Origin of the sequence: Enterococcus sp. AZ077 (genome assembly GCF_051714965.1) — a bacterium.
Classification (GTDB): Bacteria; Bacillota; Bacilli; order Lactobacillales; family Enterococcaceae; genus Enterococcus_B; species Enterococcus_B hirae.
The window spans coordinates 1,166,935-1,188,028 of sequence record NZ_JBIOSX010000001.1 but is presented as its reverse complement, the minus strand read 5'-3'; the positions used below and the strand labels follow the sequence as shown (position 1 = coordinate 1,188,028).

20 protein-coding genes, 1 pseudogene and 1 riboswitch are annotated in these 21,094 nt (G+C 37.9%); of the genes and pseudogenes, 4 read left to right on the top strand and 17 right to left on the bottom strand.

The genetic code is table 11. The features are described 5' to 3' along the window. The 3 genes and pseudogenes from purK to IGL28_RS05510 all read right to left on the bottom strand — a co-directional run. Positions 1-1,125: a 5-(carboxyamino)imidazole ribonucleotide synthase gene (gene purK / locus IGL28_RS05520; RefSeq protein ID WP_172595681.1), complete on the bottom strand. Its 1,125-nt coding sequence runs from the start codon at positions 1,123-1,125 to the stop codon at positions 1-3. Next, a complete protein-coding gene (gene purE, locus IGL28_RS05515) occupies positions 1,118-1,606 on the bottom strand; it encodes a 5-(carboxyamino)imidazole ribonucleotide mutase (RefSeq protein ID WP_010719389.1) in 489 nt (162 codons plus the stop codon). The genes purK and purE overlap by 8 nt, the downstream gene beginning before the upstream one ends. Before the next feature lie 106 nt (positions 1,607-1,712). Then, positions 1,713-2,598: pseudogene (locus tag IGL28_RS05510) on the bottom strand (transposase); the annotation flags it as partial. Positions 2,599-2,977: 379 nt separating this feature from the next. On the opposite strand from IGL28_RS05510, the gene IGL28_RS05505 reads away from it, so the two are divergent. Next, a complete protein-coding gene (locus tag IGL28_RS05505) occupies positions 2,978-4,255 on the top strand; it encodes a hypothetical protein (RefSeq protein ID WP_081129122.1) in 1,278 nt (425 codons plus the stop codon). Positions 4,256-4,458: 203 nt separating this feature from the next. Here the strand turns inward: IGL28_RS05505 and IGL28_RS05500 are convergent, their stop codons facing one another. The 6 genes from IGL28_RS05500 to IGL28_RS05475 all read right to left on the bottom strand — a co-directional run bounded on the left by IGL28_RS05500 (position 4,459) and on the right by IGL28_RS05475 (position 9,612). Further along, positions 4,459-5,769: a nucleobase:cation symporter-2 family protein gene (locus tag IGL28_RS05500; protein ID WP_010719392.1), complete on the bottom strand. Its 1,311-nt coding sequence runs from the start codon at positions 5,767-5,769 to the stop codon at positions 4,459-4,461. A 2-nt stretch (positions 5,770-5,771) separates the two neighbouring features. Further along, on the bottom strand, positions 5,772-6,353 hold the full coding sequence (locus tag IGL28_RS05495) for a xanthine phosphoribosyltransferase (protein ID WP_010719393.1): 582 nt from the start codon (positions 6,351-6,353) through the stop codon (positions 5,772-5,774). A gap of 151 nt (positions 6,354-6,504) precedes the next feature. Next, positions 6,505-6,602, bottom strand: a riboswitch (purine riboswitch). Between the two features lie 322 nt (positions 6,603-6,924). Further along, entirely contained in the window at positions 6,925-7,608 is a 684-nt protein-coding gene (locus tag IGL28_RS05490; protein ID WP_010737428.1) for a hypothetical protein, read from the bottom strand. 22 nt (positions 7,609-7,630) lie between these two features. Beyond that, positions 7,631-8,248: a glycoside hydrolase family 73 protein gene (locus IGL28_RS05485; RefSeq protein ID WP_010737427.1), complete on the bottom strand. Its 618-nt coding sequence runs from the start codon at positions 8,246-8,248 to the stop codon at positions 7,631-7,633. A 9-nt stretch (positions 8,249-8,257) separates the two neighbouring features. Beyond that, on the bottom strand, positions 8,258-9,061 hold the full coding sequence (locus IGL28_RS05480; protein WP_053766396.1) for a M15 family metallopeptidase: 804 nt from the start codon (positions 9,059-9,061) through the stop codon (positions 8,258-8,260). Between the two features lie 14 nt (positions 9,062-9,075). Then, positions 9,076-9,612 carry a hypothetical protein gene (locus IGL28_RS05475; protein WP_014834723.1) on the bottom strand — a complete coding sequence of 179 codons (537 nt, stop codon included), beginning with the start codon at positions 9,610-9,612 and terminating at the stop codon, positions 9,076-9,078. Positions 9,613-9,795: 183 nt separating this feature from the next. Here IGL28_RS05475 and IGL28_RS05470 point away from each other — a divergent pair, with 183 nt between their 5' ends. Further along, a complete protein-coding gene (locus IGL28_RS05470) occupies positions 9,796-10,749 on the top strand; it encodes a Gfo/Idh/MocA family protein (protein ID WP_010737424.1) in 954 nt (317 codons plus the stop codon). Between the two features lie 111 nt (positions 10,750-10,860). Here IGL28_RS05470 and IGL28_RS05465 read toward each other — a convergent pair whose 3' ends face one another. Further along, a complete protein-coding gene (locus tag IGL28_RS05465; RefSeq protein ID WP_081129125.1) occupies positions 10,861-11,814 on the bottom strand; it encodes an aromatic acid exporter family protein in 954 nt (317 codons plus the stop codon). A gap of 109 nt (positions 11,815-11,923) precedes the next feature. On the opposite strand from IGL28_RS05465, the gene IGL28_RS05460 reads away from it, so the two are divergent. Further along, positions 11,924-12,517 carry an FUSC family protein gene (locus IGL28_RS05460; RefSeq protein WP_010719400.1) on the top strand — a complete coding sequence of 198 codons (594 nt, stop codon included), beginning with the start codon at positions 11,924-11,926 and terminating at the stop codon, positions 12,515-12,517. Between the two features lie 76 nt (positions 12,518-12,593). Here IGL28_RS05460 and IGL28_RS05455 read toward each other — a convergent pair whose 3' ends face one another. The 3 genes from IGL28_RS05455 to IGL28_RS05445 all read right to left on the bottom strand — a co-directional run bounded on the left by IGL28_RS05455 (position 12,594) and on the right by IGL28_RS05445 (position 17,420). Next, the gene (locus tag IGL28_RS05455) at positions 12,594-14,081 is read right to left on the bottom strand and encodes a flotillin family protein (RefSeq protein ID WP_438843912.1); all 1,488 of its coding nucleotides are present in this window, start codon (positions 14,079-14,081) and stop codon (positions 12,594-12,596) included. Positions 14,082-14,096: 15 nt separating this feature from the next. Then, complete coding sequence (locus tag IGL28_RS05450; protein ID WP_438843911.1) at positions 14,097-14,621, bottom strand: hypothetical protein; 525 nt, start codon at positions 14,619-14,621, stop codon at positions 14,097-14,099. Positions 14,622-14,816: 195 nt separating this feature from the next. Further along, a complete protein-coding gene (locus tag IGL28_RS05445) occupies positions 14,817-17,420 on the bottom strand; it encodes an HAD-IC family P-type ATPase (protein ID WP_438843910.1) in 2,604 nt (867 codons plus the stop codon). A gap of 178 nt (positions 17,421-17,598) precedes the next feature. On the opposite strand from IGL28_RS05445, the gene IGL28_RS05440 reads away from it, so the two are divergent. Next, positions 17,599-18,381 carry a MerR family transcriptional regulator gene (locus IGL28_RS05440; RefSeq protein ID WP_081129128.1) on the top strand — a complete coding sequence of 261 codons (783 nt, stop codon included), beginning with the start codon at positions 17,599-17,601 and terminating at the stop codon, positions 18,379-18,381. Between the two features lie 164 nt (positions 18,382-18,545). Here IGL28_RS05440 and IGL28_RS05435 read toward each other — a convergent pair whose 3' ends face one another. The 4 genes from IGL28_RS05435 to IGL28_RS05420 are packed head-to-tail and all read right to left on the bottom strand — an operon-like array spanning position 18,546 to position 21,067. Further along, on the bottom strand, positions 18,546-19,262 hold the full coding sequence (locus IGL28_RS05435; protein ID WP_081129130.1) for an L-ribulose-5-phosphate 4-epimerase: 717 nt from the start codon (positions 19,260-19,262) through the stop codon (positions 18,546-18,548). Then, positions 19,249-20,109 (bottom strand): L-ribulose-5-phosphate 3-epimerase, encoded by an 861-nt coding sequence (locus IGL28_RS05430; protein ID WP_081129132.1) that lies wholly within the window; start codon positions 20,107-20,109, stop codon positions 19,249-19,251. Before IGL28_RS05430 ends, IGL28_RS05435 begins: the two co-directional genes overlap by 14 nt. Before the next feature lie 2 nt (positions 20,110-20,111). Beyond that, positions 20,112-20,753 (bottom strand): 3-keto-L-gulonate-6-phosphate decarboxylase UlaD, encoded by a 642-nt coding sequence (locus IGL28_RS05425; protein WP_010719407.1) that lies wholly within the window; start codon positions 20,751-20,753, stop codon positions 20,112-20,114. Positions 20,754-20,767: 14 nt separating this feature from the next. Beyond that, positions 20,768-21,067 carry a PTS sugar transporter subunit IIB gene (locus IGL28_RS05420; protein WP_053766400.1) on the bottom strand — a complete coding sequence of 100 codons (300 nt, stop codon included), beginning with the start codon at positions 21,065-21,067 and terminating at the stop codon, positions 20,768-20,770. Between the last annotated feature and the right edge of the window lie 27 nt (positions 21,068-21,094).

Sequence of the window (21,094 nt, the reverse complement as noted above, 5' to 3'; positions counted from 1 at the left end):
TTAATCCCAAATATTGGTTTTCTTTATTTCATCCAAAGTTTGTTGAATGTCTTCAGTTACGATAGTAATATGCCCCATTTTACGACCCTTTTTCGCTTGTGCTTTCCCATAAAAATGAAATTGCCAATCTGGTTTTTTATCGATCAAATGATAGCTTTCTAATAACTGCTCGCCCAATACATTGACCATCACTGCCTCACTCAATAAACGGACTTTTTTACTTAATGGCCAACCACATATTCCCCGAATATGGGCATCAAATTGACTCATCGAGCATGCTTCAATGGAGTAATGTCCCGAGTTGTGAGGTCGTGGTGCTAATTCATTCACATATAAACCACCAGTTTTTGTTAAAAACATTTCAATGCAAAGTACGCCAGATAAGCTCATTCCTTCAGCGATGACTCGAGCGATCCGCTCTGCTTCTTCAACAACCTCATCAGCGATTGCTGCTGGTGCAATCGTTTCATGTAAAATGTTGTTACGGTGGATATTTTCGACCACTGGAAATGTACTATAATCCCCTTGTCCGTTTCCAGCAACTAAGATCGAGATTTCTTTTTCAAAGGGAATCCATGCTTCCAATACACAGGTCCCTTCCCTTAGTAAATCCATTGCTGGCGCAAGGTCTGCCCGACTTTTCAAGACGTATTGTCCCTTGCCGTCATATCCACCTCGTGTCGTTTTCAACACACAAGGATAACCAATACCATCAATGGCATCTTGAATATCGGTTGGACTTACAATTGTCGCATAAGGAGCAATAACGATATTATTCGTTTCTAAAAAAGATTTTTCTAAAAGACGATCTTGGGTGATCGCTAATAAATCAGTTCCTTGAGGAATAAACGACATAGAGGAAATGGCATTTAATGCTTCCACACTGACGTTTTCAAATTCATACGTGATAACATCTGTTCGTCTAGCAAGTTCTTCCAATGCAAAAGTATCATCGTATGTTCCTTGAATATACCAATCAGCTACTTGAGCTGCTGGACAATTCGTTACAGGATCAAGAACCCCGACTTTAAAGCCCATTTCTTTTGCACTGATCGCCATCATCCGTCCTAATTGTCCGCCACCGACAATTCCGATCGTTGATCCAGGCAACAAAGGTTTAACCAAGTTGATCACTACTTTCTATCACAGTTTCAGCTAACATTAACCGTCTTTTCGCTAACTTAGCCTCCAACTTTAAATCATACATTGAAAGCATCTCAACCGCAAGTAGTCCAGCGTTAATTGCCCCCGCTTTTCCAATCGCCGTCGTTGCCACAGGAACACCACCAGGCATCTGGACAATAGATAATAGCGAATCTAATCCGTTCAATGTTCGTGTTTGTACCGGAACGCCAATTACTGGTAAGGTTGTTTGAGAAGCCACCATTCCTGGCAGATGAGCGGCTCCACCTGCTCCAGCAATGATCACTTTGATTCCCCTTGCTCGTGCTTCTTTGGCATACTGAAACATCAAATCAGGTGTACGATGCGCAGAGACGACTTTCTTTTCATAAGCCACCTCAAACTCTTCTAGAATCTCGCAAGTATTTTTCATCGTTTCCCAATCAGATGTACTCCCCATAATTACCGCAACCTTGATTGTCATACATTTCTCCTTTCTCTACTTTCACATTCATATTTTAGCAATCGGTTTTTTTGATGTCAAAGAATTTTCGAATATTATAAAGATTTTCAACTTTAATGTTCGGTATTTATATCAGCGAAAAAACGAGAGTGAGACAATAGTTCTTTCTCAAAAAGAAAATAAGTTCGATTTTGATGTTTATTGTCAAAATCGAACTTATTTTTTGTTATGCGCACTTTCCTCTCCATATATTTTCCTAATTTTCTTAAATTTAATGCCATCAGTGCCAAACCAATACCAATCGTTGCTCCTTGTTTTCCACGTAATTGGAAACGATGGAACACCAAGCTAGCCTTTAGATATCCGAACACGGGTTCGACATCCATTTTTCGTTTCCGATAAATCGAACCAGTTTTCTCCTCTAGAAGCTTTTTTCTGCATTCTGCTTTGAAATAGCGCCAATTATTATTTACTTGAATTTTTCGCTTTTGTTCACTTTTCGCACGCGTACATTGACGACGGACTGGACAGTTCCGACAATCCTCACATTCATAGATTTTGAAATCTCGAATAAAGCCACCTTTATCTATTCTGCGACTATAATTTTTGAACGGTACCGGACGATTCGCTGGGCAAATATAGGTGTCTTGTTCTTCAAAATAACGCCAATTCTCCACGTTAAACGGATTCTCCTTGTCCTTCTTTTTATTTTCTTTGTGGTAACTTCCATAGGTAATCAAGGGGGTTTTATATAAAACATCGTTGATATACATGTAAATTTCTTCGCTACCATACCCTGCATCTGCCACAATGTACTCCGGCAACTCCTTATGTTGGTCTAAAAAACTATCTAAAAATGGATTCAATGTTTTGGTGTCTGTGGGATTCGGAAATAATTCATAGCTCAAAACATACTGATTTTCGGTGGCGATTTGTAAATGATAACCTGGTTTGAGCTGTCCATTTCGCATATAATCGTCTTTCATCCGCATAAAGGCGGCATCAGTAAATGTTCTACATCTAGTGGTAAAGTTGTTTGGTTGATGGTATTATTTTTAAACATAAAGCACACTCCTTTGATTTTTGTTTAAGCACTTGAATCATACAAGGTTGTGTGCTTTTTGTGTGCCCTAAAATAAAAAAAATGGGACAATAATCAGATTTTTTCTGACTATTGTCCCACTCTCTAATCTTAGTATGTTTTTGTAAATGGAAACAATAAATTTCGTGGGAACTATCATATCCTTTGTATAGATTTATGTAATTATCCATTATACAAGTAGAAGAAAAGAGTAGTTTTTCATCTTTTCCTAACAAAAGAAATTATTAGAATATAACAATAATTTTAACGTGTTAAGATTGAACTATGAATAAAAATAGAGGAGTGAAGAGATGAAAGAATGGTATGAAGGGTTTTACTTTACAAAAGATGAGATTAACAGTCAAAGAAAAATAACTGAAAAAGCAAAACACGCCCTTAATGTGAAACATGAATATTCATCAGCGAGCAAAGTGGCGAAAGAAAACTACGAAAAAGAAAATAAATGCTTGGAATATATGAAAAGTCATCATCAAGAAGAAAAGGATCAACCAGCATTTAGCACAAAAGAAATAGATGAAGCAAAAGTACAAGTGTATAAATTGGAAATGCAGCATGCTCGGATATCCGATCCTTTTGGCAATGAAGCATTAAAAATATCAGAAAAACTTAAATATGCCAAAAACAGATACAATCATATGGAAAACATAAATAAACCCAAAATACAACGACAGCAACAAGCGAAAGAGGCAGAACAAGCAACGGCTAATTTGGGCATGTTACAAGCAAAGAGAGAACAAAGAGGAGAACCTGATGATAAAAAAATTAAGGTTTATATGGACAATTTTAAAAAGTCAAACAACCAGTTAGAAGCAAAATACAATAACTTAACGACTAACAGTCCTGATAAAAATGGAAAACTCAAAAAAAACCAATTTGAGGAAATCACAAACACTGTGCAGTATGTTAAAGATAATAAACATAAAATGTCCCTGCTAGATAAAGAAGTGCCTGACATCCAAGATAAATTAAGTAATGAAAAAGAGAAACGAGAGAACATAAAAAATCAAATAAATGAAATAGATAATTCGTCATTTTTCAATAAAATTATAGTGTATTTTACAGGCGAGAAGAGAGATTTAACGAAAAAGTTAAACACAAAAGATCAAAATATAGCAATGTATAAGGGTCAATTGAGTACGATATCTGAAGATAAAGCAGCATATATAATGGAGAGTGAAGCAGCAATAGATAAAATGTTACCCATAAGTCAAGAAAAACAGGCTGAGCTTAATGCTTTAAAAACGAATCTCAAAACTTTGATGAATGAGGTGAATCATTTATCTAAAAATACACAAGTAACCCAACAAATTGATCCAAAATTCAAGGATGATTTGACAAACTTAGAAAATTCGAATAAAATACTTTCGGAAAAAATTAATAATTCAATAAAAATAGTTCAAAATTTAGCTGACCAAAAAAAGGAATTTGCAACAATGAGGGGGCAAAGTACATTTATTGATCTAAAAGATAGTGCGAAGGAAAAACAAAGTGAAATTGTAAGTCAAGGGAAACAAACTGAAAAAAGTAAACAACCAGATAAATCAGAGCGAGGTTCCTCTTTTGCATAGCATAAATAGCATATAATAAGTATAGAATATTGATTTTAGCGTATACATAAAGAAATAAACTAGAACGAGGTTGAGACAAAGGTATTTAGCGTCAAGAAATAAGCAGGAATTTCCAAAATTTGCTTTTCAACTTTTTGGTCAATCCCTGCTTATTTTTCGAAGATGTTACTTTTGTCTCAGTCTCATTTTTAGGACGATTCAAGTTATTTTTTTGCTAATGCTTCTTCAATAATCTCTTCATCTTTTTTCAACCCGTTAAAAATAAGATTCAAAACGATCGCTGTCACGCTACTCATGACGATCCCATTCCCCGTAAACATTTGAACTGTTGGGGGTAATTGGCTAAATAAAGTCGGCATAATATTGAATCCTAAGCCAAAACCAATCGAAACAGCAGTAATCAAGAGATTTTTGTCATTCGTAAAATCAACTTCCATCAACATCCGAATACCTTGAACAGCAACCATCCCAAACATGACTAACATGCCGCCACCTAGAACTGGCTCTGGAATGATTTGTGCTAAAGCACCTATTTTAGGAAATAATCCAAGAATAATCAAAAAAATTGCAGAGAAATAAATTGGTTTTCTTGTCTTGATACCTGAAAGTTGGACTAGCCCAACATTTTGAGAAAAACCAGTGTAAGGGAATGTATTGAAAATCCCACCTAAAATAACCGCCAGACCTTCGGCACGATAGCCTTTTTTCAATTCTTCTTCGCCCACTTTTTGTCCAGTGATATCCCCTAGCGCAAAGTAAACACCTGTTGACTCTACCATACTCACAATAGAAATAATGATCATCAACAAGATCGACCAGACATCAAAAGTTGGTTTTCCAAAATAAAAAGGTTGAGGCACGTGAAAAACAGGTGCTTGACCAATCGCACTTAAATCCACCATTCCCAGTACAGCAGCTAAAATACTCCCGCCAACTAAACCGATCAGTACAGCAATCGAGCGAACAAACCCTTTAGCTAACATTTGTACTCCGACGATCAGTGCAATTGTAACGAAAGCTAGCAATAAATTGGTTTGATTTCCAAAATTAGTCGCAGATGAATCGCCACCGCCCATTTTTTCGATTGCAACTGGAATCAACGTCAACCCAATCACGGTAATGACCGTCCCAGTCACGATCGGCGGAAATAAACGTTTGATCTTTGAGAAAAATCCAGACACTAAAACAACAAAAATACCAGAAGCGATAATCGAACCATAAATTGCCCCAACACCTTGGTCGCTCCCAATAAGGATCAGTGGTGCAACTGCTTGAATAGCACAACCTAAAACAACTGGCAACCCAATACCAAAAAAACGATTAACCGTCAATTGTAATAATGTTGCTAAGCCACACATAAAAATATCAATCGAGATCAAGTACGTCATTTGCTCTTGATTAAACCCTAGTCCCGTACCGATCAGCAATGGAACAGCAACTGCCCCAGCATACATTGCTAAGAGATGTTGTAAACCTAATACTGCGGCTTGGCCATTTTTTGTTTCTTTCTCCACCTTTATGCATCCTCCTCAAGAAATTCAACTTGTCCGTTGGATAATGCCGCAATTCGTGCCAATGAAACAACTTTCAAGCCCATTTCTTCTAATAGCTGACGGCCATCTTGGAACGATTTTTCAATCAGGATGCCGATCCCTTCGACTCCTGCACCTGCTTGGCGGCACAATTCAACCAACCCTTTCGCCGCTTGACCGTTCGCTAAGAAATCATCAATGATTAAAACCTTGTCCTCTGCAGATAAAAATTTACGAGAGATAGAAATCGTACTAGTCACTTGTTTTGTAAAGGAATAAACAGAAGTAGTCAACAATTCTTCATCCATCGTCAAGCTTTTGGCTTTTCTGGCAAAAATCATTGGTACATTTAATGTCTGCGCAACAAATAAAGCTGGTGCAATTCCAGAAGCTTCAATCGTTACCACTTTAGTGATTCCTTGATCTTTGAAAACTTCCGCAAATCGTTGGCCTATTTGTTCCATTAATACCGGATCCACTTGATGCGTCACAAAGCTATCTACTTTTAAGACGCCTTCACCTAGCACACGGCCATCTTTTTGAATACGTTCCACTAATTCTTTCACTTTATTTTCCCCTTTTTCATTTATTGATATCAAAGCTAACCACTATTCGACCTCATGTATCACCCTTTCAAGGTTTCAAGCTCGTGCGAAATACGCAAAAATGCCTGCTTTTTAAACAAAAAAACCCTTTTACTAAATAAGTAAAAAGGGTGCAAGACACTCTTTCACTTATAGTCCAGCATTTACGGTGCTGGCTAGAAACTGTCATCCTTATCATGACGATATATAAGTGGGCTATATCACTACGTTCCTTCGATCCTCTTAAGAAACAAAATAGTGATCTATTTTGCTCAAGTAGTCTAGAAGTAGCTTTAATAAAATATGTTTGATTGATTCAAGCATTCATAATCGTTGGTTGGCACTTTCAATGTTAGCTATTGTTCCAAACGATGAAAACAGTTTAACATCTGTTTCAGAAAGTGACAACCAACTTTCACTATTTTTTTCTAAAATCTAATATTTTTGATCTCATTCAGCAAGGTTGTTCGGTATTTCTGACAGAAATAAAGAGAAAAAAGAGAATTTACGTGAGTGCCACGATTTTTTCTCTTTTTTGACTTGTTTTTGATTTTTATGATTCCTCTTGCTTTTCAAGTTGTCGATACTTTTCCATTTTACGACTAAATAATTCCCCGTTACTTGGAGGAGTATAGGTAATAGCGTTCGCTCCAGCTTTGATCGTATCCAAGATGCTTTGATCTGTTGGACCACCAGTAGCAATAATCGGTAGTTCCGGATACTTTTCTCGGAAAAATTTTACCGTTTCAGTTGTTTCTTTCCCTGCACTGATATTGATGATCGTAATACCTGCTGCCAATTTTTCATCGATTTCTGTATATTTCGATGTCACTGTACTAATCACTGGGATATCCACTGCACGACAAACTTCTTGAACTGTTTCAAGTGGTGTGGGTGCATTTAAAACGACCCCTAACGATCCTTGCGCTTCAGCGAATAAGCTCATGTAAGAAGAGCGCGTGCCTTGCGTTAGACCTCCGCCAACACCTGAAAATACTGGAATGTCTGCTGCTTCGATAATACTTTTAGTGATTGCAGGATGCGGAGTAAATGGGTACACAGCAATCACGGCATTTGCATTAGTATTACGGACAATTGCTATATCAGTAGTAAAAATAATCGATCGGATCAGTTTTCCAAAAATCTTAATACCACTTGCCTCCATAATGACCTCAGGTACTCTAACGATATCTTTTCGTAGCTCGGTCATAATTTCAGGGGTAAATTGCTCTGCCATCTTGCCACTCCCTTTTTCATAGTTATTGATCATATTGATCCAAGTGATAGGTTTCAATGACTTGGATAATTTTTTGTGCGTAGGAAGGGTCAGTTGCGTAGCCTGCGTCTTGCAGTGCTTGGGCAGCTTCACGATAGTTTGTAGCCGTGATCACTTTTTCATATAATGCTGGATTCCAATCTACCCCATTCACAAAAAGTTGTGTGTGAGAGTCCATCGATTGTTCCCATGAATCATACACACGAAAATCTCCTTGGATCGTGACCCATTCTTCATTCACAAATTCCTTTGTTTCTAAATTGACCTTTTTTTGATCACCATATGCTTTAATTCCAAAAAGATTATTGTATTGACTGGCTAACGTACTCTCGCCCCAGTTTGATTCAAGAATTGCCTGACCTAAAATGATACTTGGGAGAACGCCATAGCCGGTTTGTAATTCTTTCGCATGAGGAGCTAATCGATCAATAAATTGTTGATGCGTTTGTGCCTCATTGTTATTCTGTTCTTGCCCAACAAGAGGCGCTGACAAGCCTCGTAAAGAGAGAACAAAAGCTATCATCAACAATATTCCACCAAAAATCACAGCAATCAAGCGTAATGAATTACGTTTTTGTTTCTTCCATTTTTTTTTGGCCATTCACTACTCCTATTTCTTTTGTAATTGTTCTAAGTATTCTTCTAATGTGATATCATGTTTCGAAATATAGGCCGCACTTTCTTCTCCAACATAACGCAGGTGCCATGGTTCATACGTGATTTTTGTAATATCTTGACGATCTTTAGGATAACGTATGATAAATCCATATTTAGGCGCATTTTCAGCAATCCATTTTGCCCCTGGTTGATCTCCATAACTTGCCTCTAAAAGCTGTGAAGGATAATTATTATACCAATTTTCATCCACTACATCGACCGCTAAGCCTGTATGATGTTCGCTATGTCCAGGGACGGTGATTGTTTGTTTCGTGATTGCTGTCGCCTCTTCCTCTGAAACGTGTTGACTACTCATCACTTCTTGGACATTTTGTGTAAACACCTGTTGCTGTGCTGCAACCGAACGATATGCGGAGACCATCACTAAAGGAAACCCAGCAGATTGTGCTGCTTTGGCAAAATCTTCATAATGGGATTCGATACGTTTATCGATCAAATAACCATTGGGCAGTGATGCCAGCTGCGTGTCTTCATTGATTTCTTTTTCGATTTTATGATCAGGTCCTACCAAGACAAGATCCCAATCGGTCGGTTGAACCTTTGGTAAATCTTCACTTTTTTTGGTAGAATCCTTCACTTTAGTTTCTTTGGAACTCTTTGTTGTCTGTTTGGTTACTTGTTCAGTTGTTTGATTTTCTGCTTGGACGTCAGATTTCATGTGTTGCTCGCTTACAAAGATGTACCCCATTGCGACAACCATGATCACAACTGCTCCAAACCCTAAAACTTTATTCACTCTTAAAAATCCTCTCATTCCTTTTTATGTTCATTTTTTTCATGAACATAGGTTTCTTCTAAATTCTCGTTTACCCAATCCAACAGTTCCAATTTCTCGCCTTCGATCTGTCTTTGAACGTCTGCAGGTAATCGAAAGTTCAAGATGTCGTCATAACCCCATTCATCATAATTAATACTTACCTTCAAGTCAAGGAACCCTGTAAGATATTGATCGTTTTTTAATGGAATCAATTCGACTTTGGCAGGACCATCCGTTAACCATTTTTGAGCGATTCTCGTTTTGATTTGTTTATACTCTGCCACTGCAGTCGTCCTTTTTTCAGGGAAAATGATCGTTTGTCGTAAAATCTTTTGCGTAAGCATCCATTCATAATCAGTAAACAGGTTTTTGATTTTCTGCATGGTTTCAGATGGAAGGTTCTTCTCTCCTCGTTTCCAGCCTTCCCACTGCGCTTCGTCAATTACTAAATAGTCCTCTAAAAAATTCTTTTCTGTTGCGTACTGTTCCAGTAATACACTAAGAATCAAATCAACATAAACTTGATGCATAAAAGTTTCCCCCTCTACTCATTTTACTTAAATTTCAAAAAAATTCACTACGGCTTTACTTTTTTTTATTAAAGTACTCTAACACAAATTTTAACGATTCATTTGGTATAATTAAACAAGGACAATGGCATTTTTTTGTTTCATTCACTATATTAAATATAACACGAGAAGGAGTTTTGAAGTATGAAAAAGTATCAATGGGGAATCATTGGCTTAGGAAATATTGCACATGAGTTTGCGGAACATTTTGACCAAGAAACAAGCGAGTTGGCAGCAGTTGCTTCACGAACAATAGATAAAGCAGAAGCATTTGCACAACGCTATCATATTCCTAAAGCATATGGTAGTTATCAAGAAATGCTTAATGACCAAGAAATCGATATTATTTATATTGCCGTTCCCAATCGTCAACATAGTCAACATATCATGGAAGCATTAGCAGCGAATAAGCATGTTTTATGTGAAAAAGCGATCACCATGAATAAAAAAGAACTGACCGAAGCAATGAAATTAGCAGAAGAAAAGAATCTAGTATTAGCAGAAGCGATGACGATTTTCAATATGCCATTGTATCAACAGTTACGTTCTTTGATCGATACAAACAAGCTTGGGGCATTAAAAATGATTCAAGCACCATTTGGCAGCTATAAAGATCCCGACCCAACCAATCGCTTTTTCAATCCTGAATTAGCTGGTGGTGCTTTATTAGATATTGGGACATATGCCGTCTCGTTTGCTCGTTTCTTTTTGAGCTCTCAACCAGAAGTTATTGCATCAACAATGGTACCATTTGAAACAGGTGTGGATGAACAGTCAGTGACTATTTTAAGGAATAAAGAAAATGAGTTAGCAACGATCAGTCTGACTTTCCAAGCCAAAATGCCTAAAGTGGGAATCGTTGCCTTTGAAGAAGGCTATATCACCATCACCGATTACCCTCGTGCGGATCGTGCGGAGATCATCTTCAATGACGGGACAAAAGAATGGATCGAAAGCGGCAGCACCGCGCAAGCCATGAATTATGAAATCGAAAATATGGTCAAAACTATTAAAGGCGAACTCCCTAACCGTTCGTTGTTTCTGACCCACGATGTCATCGAGATCCTTGATGGGATGCAAAAACTTTGGCAAAAATAAGCTCCTTGAAATAAGCTGGAATTTTTCAAAACATGAAAAGCTGTTTAAGCAACGGAGACATCTCCAATGCTTAAACAGCTTCTCTTTATTTCATTCATTGAACTGAATAATTTAACCAATCGATTGTTGCGAAAATTCCGCTTTGATTTCAATAAAGCTCTTAAAGGATTGCAAAAATTGAAACAATTCTGCTCGATCTTCAAATTCTAAACGTTCTTGGGGCATAGCCATGTCCCGATATAGTTCGTAGACTTCTTCAATCCGCTTCAATAATTCTTTCCCATCATTCTTTTCAGAAAAAGTTTCTGCAGTATAAACCAACAAGCCATAAATATGCTTGCCATAAGGAACCGGATCTTGGATTCGATCCAGATTTACCTGCATATCTTTGATCACGTTGATTTGGGTTCGACGCATGGAAAAATACGTTTCATAGTATTGCGTTTGTTTCACCCAGTAATTCTCTTGGTACTTCCTAGCATCGCTCTGACTTTCTCTTATGAAAGCCAACAATTTATCACAAAGCAGTTGATTGCTGGTATTTCTTCCAGTCAGTAGGAAATCAGCCATGTTGTTTAAAATGATACGAAACTCTTCTTCGATCAATTGTTGATTTTTTTGTAGCTGTTTTTTGATATCCGGCATATAGATATTTGCTACTAGTGCAAAAAAAACACCGATAGCCATTAAACTTGCTGCATTACCGATCAACGACCAACTCATATTTTTTTCACTTAAATAGTGTGTGACTAGCACAGAATTTACGACAATTCCATCCGTCAATTTTAACCCAACAGTCAGAGGAATAAACAGTAGTAGGAACAAGCCAAACCCCAAGATCGTATAATCAAAAATAAAAAAACTAATAAAAGCAATCACAGTCGCTAAAATAAATGCCGCAATCCTTAACATCCCAGTTCTTAAAGTTGAACGTTTCGTGTTGCCCACACTTAACAAAGCAATGATTCCTGCTGAAGGCCAAAACAATAATGAAAACATTTGGGCGGTAACCATGGACAACATACTACTAACCACTGTTTTCACGGTCCTCATTCCGATACGCATAAGCAACCCCTCTCTTTTCTTAGAATTATACTAAAAGACTTAGCTAAAAACTAGCAATCTCTTTAAAAGTTCGTTATCCTATTAAAAAGGACTAAAAGGAGAATAAGCGATGGAATTTGGCCGTTTTCGTTTAGGAATGCGAACAATAAAAAGCGCATTAGCAGTTTTTTTATGTATTTTATTTTTCCACGTCACTGATCGAGGACTACCGATGATTGCTGCATTGTCAGCTGTTTTTTCCTTGCGCCAAGATTTAACCACTACTGTTTCCTTTGGTCGTTCAAGAATCATTGGCAATTCAATCGGCGGCTTTCTCGGAATCATCTATTTTTTAGTAAAGAACTATTTTCACAATGATTTTTTAGTGGAATTATTTCTGCTGCCGGTTCTAGTGGTCATCGTCATCGTGGTATCTGACGGAATCAATAATAATTCTGGGATCATCTCAGCAATCGCCACTTTGTTGTTGATTGCCCTGAGCGTTCCTCAAGGCGAATCCTCTTTATATGCGATCCAACGAGTCTTAGACACATTCATTGGAACCTTTATCGCCATCGGAATCAATTTCTTTCTCCGTCCACCTGAGACAGAAAAGAAAGAAGAGCTTGTAGAAGACTTAGTTGAGCTGCAAAAAAAAGAAGCGTTGCTTAGAGAAAATTTGGCAGAAGTCGAAGAACAGATCAAAAAACACAAAAATAGCTAATACATAAATAAACAAACCAGTCTCTTCAACATGAAAGAAACTGGTTTGTTTATTTTTCTAACTAATTTAGCGATAATTATTCTGCTTGATCGGGTTGTTCCCCGTTTTCATAGAGATTAACTTGTTTCATCGTTCCACGATTAGAGAGATTTTCGATAATGTCTTTGATATCTAATCCTGTTGTTTCTTTCAACGTTTCTTGAGTGGAAGCTAAGAGATTGGTAGCATAGTTAGTCACCCGGTTCGCTCCGCCATTTTCGCTTGACCCGTTACTGGTATCAACCACTGAGATTTTCTCAATGTTTCCTAGTGGTTGTGCTGCTTCTTTCATTAATTGTGGTAACATCTCGATTACCATACTCAAGACCGCTGCTTCACCATATTCTTTGAACGCATCTGCGATTTTGGCTTTGGCTTCAGCTTCGGCCGCTCCTTTGGCTAAAGTCGCTTCCGCTTCCGCTTGACCAGCTAACCGGGTTTTATTGGCTTCGGCTTGTGCCAGTGCTTCAACGCGGAATTGTTCAGCTTCGGCTTCAGTTACTTCTTTTACCTTTTGAGCTTGTGCTTCTTGTTCTTTGGCATAACGATCCGCATCAGCTTTTTTCTTCACTTCTGAATCGTATTGTTTCTCACGACGAATGATTTCTTTTTCTTCTAATTCAATTTGTTTTTGTCGTTCAATGACTTTTACTTCCATTTCTTGTTCAACAACATGTTGTTGCGCCCGAGCGCTTTCCAAGTTATAGGCTTGGTCTGCTTTGGCTTTTGCAATATCTTGTTCTTGCTTGTAAGAAGCTAGTTTTAATTCTTTTTCTTTGATTGATTCTGCAATTTCCGTCTGTCTTTGTAGTTCCGCTGTTTGAGAATCTTTTTCAGCTTCTGCTTTTTTAATACGTGTTTCTTTTAACGCTTCTGCTTCCGCAATATCTGCGTCACGTTTCACTTGGGCGATCCGTGGTTTCCCTAAAGAATCTAAGTAACCGTTTTTATCACGGACTTCTTTGATCGTAAACGAAACAATGATCAATCCCATTTTCGCTAAATCAACAGATGCTACTTCTTGAACGCTTTGACTAAATTTGTCGCGGTTTTGATAAATTTCTTCTACAGTCATCGAACCCAAAATGGAACGAAGATGCCCTTCCAAAACTTCTCTTGCTTCATTTTCAAGTTCCTCACGTGTTTTACCTAGAAACTGTTCTGCAGCAGTCGCAATCTCTTCCACTGAAGAACCAATCTTGATGATCGAGGTGCCATCACACATCACTGGTACCCCTTGTTCGGTATAGACTTCTGGCGTCGAAACATCTAACTTGCTTGACAAGAGACTGATTCGATTCGAGCGTTGAAAAACTGGTAAAACAAATGCTCCGCCACCACGAACGATTTTGATTTTATTATTACTTTCATCTGCGTGGACATTTTTACTGCCTAAATAACTCCCGCTAATAATTAATGCTTCATCTGGTTTGGCAGTTTGATATTTTGCTACAAAGACGATCAGTAACATTAAAATGATCAAGACTGCAATAGCAATTGCGATATAAACCCCTGATATTTCCATTTCTTATACACTCCTTCATATTTTTAGCATGCCTTCATAAGGCGTTACATAACAAACTCTTTCTTTTACTTCAATGATCAAGACCTGTTCCCCTTGCTTAGCTGGTGAACTTTGTGGGGCATAAAAGCATGCAGGTCGCGTAATCGAACCAGTCACACTTTTTAATTGGATCTCTCCCATCCCTTTTAATGGTATGGGTGTAACTACGATCGCCATCTGTCCTTCAAGAGTTTTTTCTGATGCAGACAACGTACTTTCAGCATTTTTCATCGGCATTCGGACATAAAAATTGAGCAAAAACACTAAAACAGTTGCAATCGCCCCACTTGAAATCAATAGAAACAGCGAATCTAATTCTGTTAAGCGCTCTCCTAAATACCCAAACAGGCTGGTAAAAGTTAGCCAAGGGACAATGAGTATCGGGTCAATTGGACCATCGAAATCAAAAATATCTCCAAAGACTAGCAGAAAAACTGCAATCCCCGCACAAGTTAAAAGTGTATACCAATAAATCATCTCTAATGCCACCCCTCCAATCATGTAATCGCCTCCTCCTCTGTTTTGTTCTATCATACCAATAGAATAACTTTCTGTATAGTTTGATCGATAATTTTGTTTTACCAATTTCCCAATGACGATTTAGCCAGTGGGGCGGACACCCCACCGGTAACAAAAGAACTTTGATGCGATCGTTTATTATTTTTGTTCGCTTCTTTTCTTTAAAAAGAAAATGGCTTATGCATCTAGTTTGTGAGTTGATTTTACCGTCATCCCTACAAAAGCTTTCTCTAATTCAACAAGAAGGAATAAAACCAATCCAGGTAGTAAACTGATGCTTACTTCTTGGACAGTCAACGAAACTGTCCCAATCGCAATTTTTAATGGTGGGAACACTAACATCAATCCTTGTAAGAGGATCATCGCTCCAATCGAATAGAGTAATGCCCGATTTTCAAAAAGATCTTTTGTCAGACTAAATTCAGTCACTCTTCGACAATTAACCATGTAGAAGGCTTGTCCAAAAACCATCGCATTGATCAGAACGGTTTGTTTCGCTTCAGCAGGAACAAAATCCATTGCAACGAACCCTAAAATAGTCATGATGATCCCAACATATAAAATACGCAAAAGTGCATATTTCGATAGGATTTTTTCGTCAATTGGTCTCGGTGGACGATTCATAACATCTTGATCTGCTTTTTCAAAACCCAACGCGTATGAAAGGGTGATCGAAGCGACTAGATTTAACCACAAGATTTGTACAGTAGTTAAAGGTAATGGGAAATTTCCTACCAATGAAAAGAGCAATAGTAATCCTTGGGCTAAACAAGTTGGCAAATAAAAGAGAATCGTCTTTTTCAAATTATCAAAAATTCTTCGTCCTTCTTTCACGGCTTTTGCAATGGTCTCAAAATTATCATCTACCAACACCATGTCTGCTGCCTGTTTGCTAACATCGCTCCCTTTGATTCCCATAGCGATCCCGACATCGGCTTTTTTCAAAGCTGGCGCATCATTAACGCCGTCCCCAGTCATTCCAACAATTTCATCTTGTTCTTGGAGATAGGTCACAATAGCCAATTTATGTTCAGGTGTCGTCCTGGCAAAAACATCATTCTCACGGACAGCGATCTTCCATTCTTCTTCTGTCAATTGATCTAGTTCCGTTCCCGTAATCGCCGTTTTAGCATTTTTTAAACCTAATTCCTCAGCAATCGCTTTTGCTGTTGCTTGATGATCGCCAGTGATCATTTTTACTCTGATCCCTGCTTGTTGCATTTCCTTGACTGAAGCAATAGCTGATTCCTTTGGCGGATCAATGATGCCACTAAGCCCAATCATCACCAGCTCATTCGTTAATTCTTCATGTGACAATTCACGATCCTTTAACTCTTTCATTGCAAACGCTAAGACACGTTGGCCTGTTTGCGCTAATTGTTCGTTTTTTTGTAACCACATAGCATGATCTATCTGTTGTTGTCTTCCATCTGATCCCAGTTCATATTGCACTTTATTCAGTAAAACATCTGGCGCACCTTTCACAAATAAGATCCTTTTTCCTGCAATCTCATGGACGGTGGCCATATACTTGTAAGCTGAGTCGAAAGGAATTTTATCAACGACTGGATAAAGTTCGATCGGTTGTTGATTGGTCCATTTTAATAAAGCTAATTCCGTGGCATTACCTGAAGTTGGACATACTCCTTGAGTTAGTTGGGTTTCTTGACAATTATGCATCGCTTCAACAAGCCAAGTCTCATTTTTGGTCCAGTTTTTTTCTTCAAGCATTTCCACCCCATGGTTCGCTTCTCTAGTCGCTAAGCTAACCAATGTCATTTCATTTTTAGTCAGTGTTCCTGTTTTATCTGAACAAATTACTGTCATTGCCCCTAACGTTTCAACTGTGGGTAGATTTTTGACGATTGCTTGTTTCTTTGCCATTCGATTGACACCCGAAGATAAAATAATCGTTAAGATCGAAGGAAGTCCTTCTGGGATAGAAGACACGATCAAGGCAATGATAGCTGTCGCTATATAGCCCCAAGTCATGCCATAATAAAAGTAGGATACGGTAGCTAACAATAAAATCAACGCAGCGATTCCTTTAAATATACTAGTATTCATTTCTTTGATTTTCTTCAATAACGGTGTTTCTTGTTCTGTGATCGACCCTAATGAAGTGATGATTTTCCCGATTTCTGTAGCAGTTCCGACCGCGACTACGATACCTACTCCTCTGCCTGATTCCACTTTAGTCCCAGAAAAAGCCATATTCGTTTGTTCCGCTAAAGGAGTCTCTAGCGGTAACGGTTCGGTCGTCTTTTGGATCGCATGGGTTTCTCCAGTAAGAATTGCTTCATCAATTTGTAAGTTGAACGTTTCACTCAAACGAACATCTGCAGAAACGATATCTCCAGCAGCTAATACGATTTGATCCCCCACCACTAAATCAGCTGGTGCAATCTCTTTTTGCTGTCCCTTTTCGATGATGACTGCTTTTTCACTAAGTAATTCCGCAATGCTGTCTAAAGATGAAGCTGCCTTTCGTTCTTGTAAATAGCCGATCAGCGCATTTAAGAAAACAACTAAAAAAATCATACTGCCTTCAATATATGCGCCTGTAAAAAGCTTAACGATCGCAGCTCCTAGTAAAATGTACATCAGTGCATCATGAAAGTAAGAAAGAAATTTTTTCCATTCTGGAACTTTAATACCATTTTCTAAGACGTTTCTTCCATACTTAAGTTGTCGTTCGTTCCTTTCTTGTTCGTTCATTGCTTTTTTTACCATTAATTTTTCTTTGATTTCTATGATTGATAAGGTGTACCATTCTTTCATTTTTTTCCTCCAATAATTCTTACTGATCAAATCATAAAGGTTAGAGTGACTCTAAGGTCAAGAAAAATTTAAGCAAATCTATCTATGTAGAATAAAAAAATCAATTCCATTCACATTTCCCCCACGTTTCGTAGTAAAATAACCTTACTTAAAATGACTGATCAATGGAAGTGATGATTTGAAAATCAATGAATTAGCAAAGCTCTATGATATTACAGCCCATACTTTACGCTATTATGAAAAATTAGGTTTGATTACACCGGATTATGATGAAAATGGCTATCGAAATTATTCTTACGAACACATTGAACAACTGAATACCATCCGTGACCTACGTTATTTTGACGTCTCCATTACTGAGATCGCCGATTATTTGAAGCAAAAAGAAATCAGCAAGACAAAAGAATTATTAGCTTTTGAAATCGAGGCACTTCATCAACTCATCAGTGACTCACAAAAAAAAATCGAACTATTAATCGAACGTGTCCAGTTAATTGAAGAAGCAGAAAGCATAGACTATCAAGAAGTGCTATTAGTGAAGCAACCGAAAAGACTGATTCTTAAAGCTTCTACGGTTGCAACGGATGAACAAATCGACTTTTCGTTAAAAGAACTTCATAAAAAATACGAACCTTTATTAAGCACTAATAATCAAAATCTTTTTGGTAGTATCATCCATTTAGAAGAAGATCCTTTTACCTATCAAGTATTTTATTTTTGTCCTGACCTTACGATTAAAAATGAGGATGCTGAGGTACTCCCTGCTGGAAATTATCTTAGTTATAGTTTTAAAGGTGACTATGAACAAAGGAAGAAAGGAATTGCTACCATCATGAACTACCTGACTACCCATTCGCTTCATAGAGTCAGTCCATTTTATGAATCTTATCTGATTGATTTTCACGAAACGAATAAGCCAGAAGAATATGTGACACGTTTAGAAATTTTAGTTGAATCGTAGCTTGAGATAAATAATTATTTATACAAGAAAAAACTACGTCTCATTTGACATCAAACATCAAACTCAGACGTAGTAACTCTTTTATAAATCAAGAATAAAAATTTGCTACTAAGTGCCACGAATCAATAAATGTGAAGACTTCAAGTAAGCCCCCGCAAGCTTCGTCATTTTTGACCGTAATATGCATGCATCCCATGTTTTCGATAGTAGTGCTTATCCAAAAGATATTGTGGAATAGATTGCATAGCAGGATTAATTTTTTCATTTTCTTTAGCCATTAAGCATATTTCGTCTAAGATCAAGCTATTCTCTACCGCCTTTGCAGGAGTTTCACCCCAAGTAAATGGGCCATGTCCATAAACGAATACACCAGGAACTTCAGTGGGAGCTAATTGTCTCTCTTGAAATGTTTCAACAATCACATGACCAGTGTTTCTTTCATAAGCACTTTTAACTTCTTCTTCAGTTAATTGCCGTGTGCATGGAATCGTTCCATAAAAAGCATCCGCATGAGTTGTTCCATAGGCAGGCAAGTCTCGACCAGCCTGCGCCCATATGACTGAATGAGTGGAGTGCGTATGGACGATAGCATTGATTTTTTCAAAAGCTTGATACAAAATCACATGAGTCGATAAATCAGAAGAGGGCTTCATTCCATCTTCTTCTAGCGGATTTCCAGCTAGATCAGTCACTACCATTTGTTCGGGAGCCATCTGTTCATACTTTACACCACTTGGCTTGATCACGATCACCCCAAGCGCTCGATCAATCTCACTGACATTGCCCCAAGTCAACTTAACTAATCCATATTGAGGGAGTGCCAAATTTGCTTCATAAACACGTTGTTTCATTTCTTTAATGATCGGATTACGCAAACTCATAACCTGCCTCCTTTAGCTTCGGATAAAGATAGCTTTTTGCTACTGCGATTTCTTTTTTAAAATCCGGATTTTTTTCACTCCACATTTCAATTAAAAATGACCCATTATAATTCATCTGTTTGAGTTTCTTTAACAAACCCTCAAAGTCAACACAGCCTGCGCCAAAAGGAACATCACGAAATTGACCTGATGATTCAGTTGTTACTGGATAGGTATCCTTTAAGTGGATGGAAGAAATCCAATTGATCCCTTTTTCTAGTTCACGTTCTGGATCGTTTTCTTGCCAAGCTGAAAGGTTCCCAAGATCTGGGTAGACTTGAAGATAAGGTGAATCAATCTGGCGTTTGATTTCTAAAAATTTAGTGATTGAATTCATAAATGGATCATCCATAATTTCAATTGACAAGATTATTCCATATTCAGAAGCTATTTTGACGCTTTCTTCAAGTCCTTCAATAAATAATTTTCGTGATAGCCTTGTTTTTTTTTCATAATAGACATCGTATCCGGCTACTTGGATAATTTTGATACTTAAGCGCTGAGCAAGTCGGATCGCTTTGACCATCAATTCTTTGGCTTTTATCCGATACGCTTCATTTGAAGAGCCAAAAGGAAACCTGCGATGACCACTCAGACAAATGGAATTGATCCGTATGCCCGTCTCTTTCATGTCTTTGCGTATTTGATTGATCATCTCGTCAGACCAATTGAGTCGAGCTAGGCGTTCATCTGTCTCGTCAATCGACATCTCAATAAAGGAAAAACCAAGTTCCTTTGCTAATAAAAAGCGCTCTTTCCAAGAGATATCTTTTGGTAGTGCCTTCTCATAAATTCCGATTTGAGCCAAGTCTATTCCCCCCAAATGCGAATCATTTCTTGTTTAAAATCATTGGCTGCTTTTGCAGGATCGTCCGCACTAGAAATCCCTCTTCCAGCTATAAAAGTTTCCACTTCAATCCCTGCGAATAATTTCAATGTTTCCACGTTTAATCCACCTGTCACAGAAACTGCAAAGCCCATTTCTATCAATTTCTTTACTTTTGTCAGATCCCGTTCTCCCCAAGTTTCACCAGAAAGTAATGCATCTCGACTTTGATGATAGATCACCTGTTGGATACCGATCCTCCGCCATTCAGCTGCTTGTTCATAGGTCCAATCCCCATACAGTTCGACTTGCAATGCCTTCACTTCTTTTTGAGCTGCTTCCATGGTTGGCAGAGTAGCACAGCAGATAACAGTCATAAAATCCGCACCGGCATCAGTTACATTTTTGGCTACCGTTCCCCCGGCATCCGCACATTTTGTATCAGCAACAATTGTTTTCCTTGGAAACATGCTACGAATACAGCTGATGGCTTTGCGCCCCTCTTGCAGACATAAAATGGTTCCAATTTCAATGATATCGACAATATCCCCTACTTGAAATACATCTGCTAATGCTTGTTCTAAATCATTATGATCCAAAGCAATCTGTAATTTTGGTCTGCTCATTTTGTCTTCCTCTTTTATTTAGATTTTTGATACAACGCTGATTCAGCAAATTTTTCACCAATTTCTTTGGCTGACATGACATTTTTAATGCCAATCACTGTAATTCCTTTTTTCTCTGCTTGGATAAACATATTCAAAAAATTGACTGGTGTAAAAACGACATCATACTGAGACGCAGAACTTTTTCCTTCAGAAATTGCACAATGATGGATTTTGGTAATTGACACACCTAGTTCTTTCATTGCCTTTTCGACGCTTCTCATCATCATCAAACTTGTTCCCGACCCGTTTGCGCAAGATACTAAAATTCTCATTATGTTTTCCTCCTATGTGTTCATTTT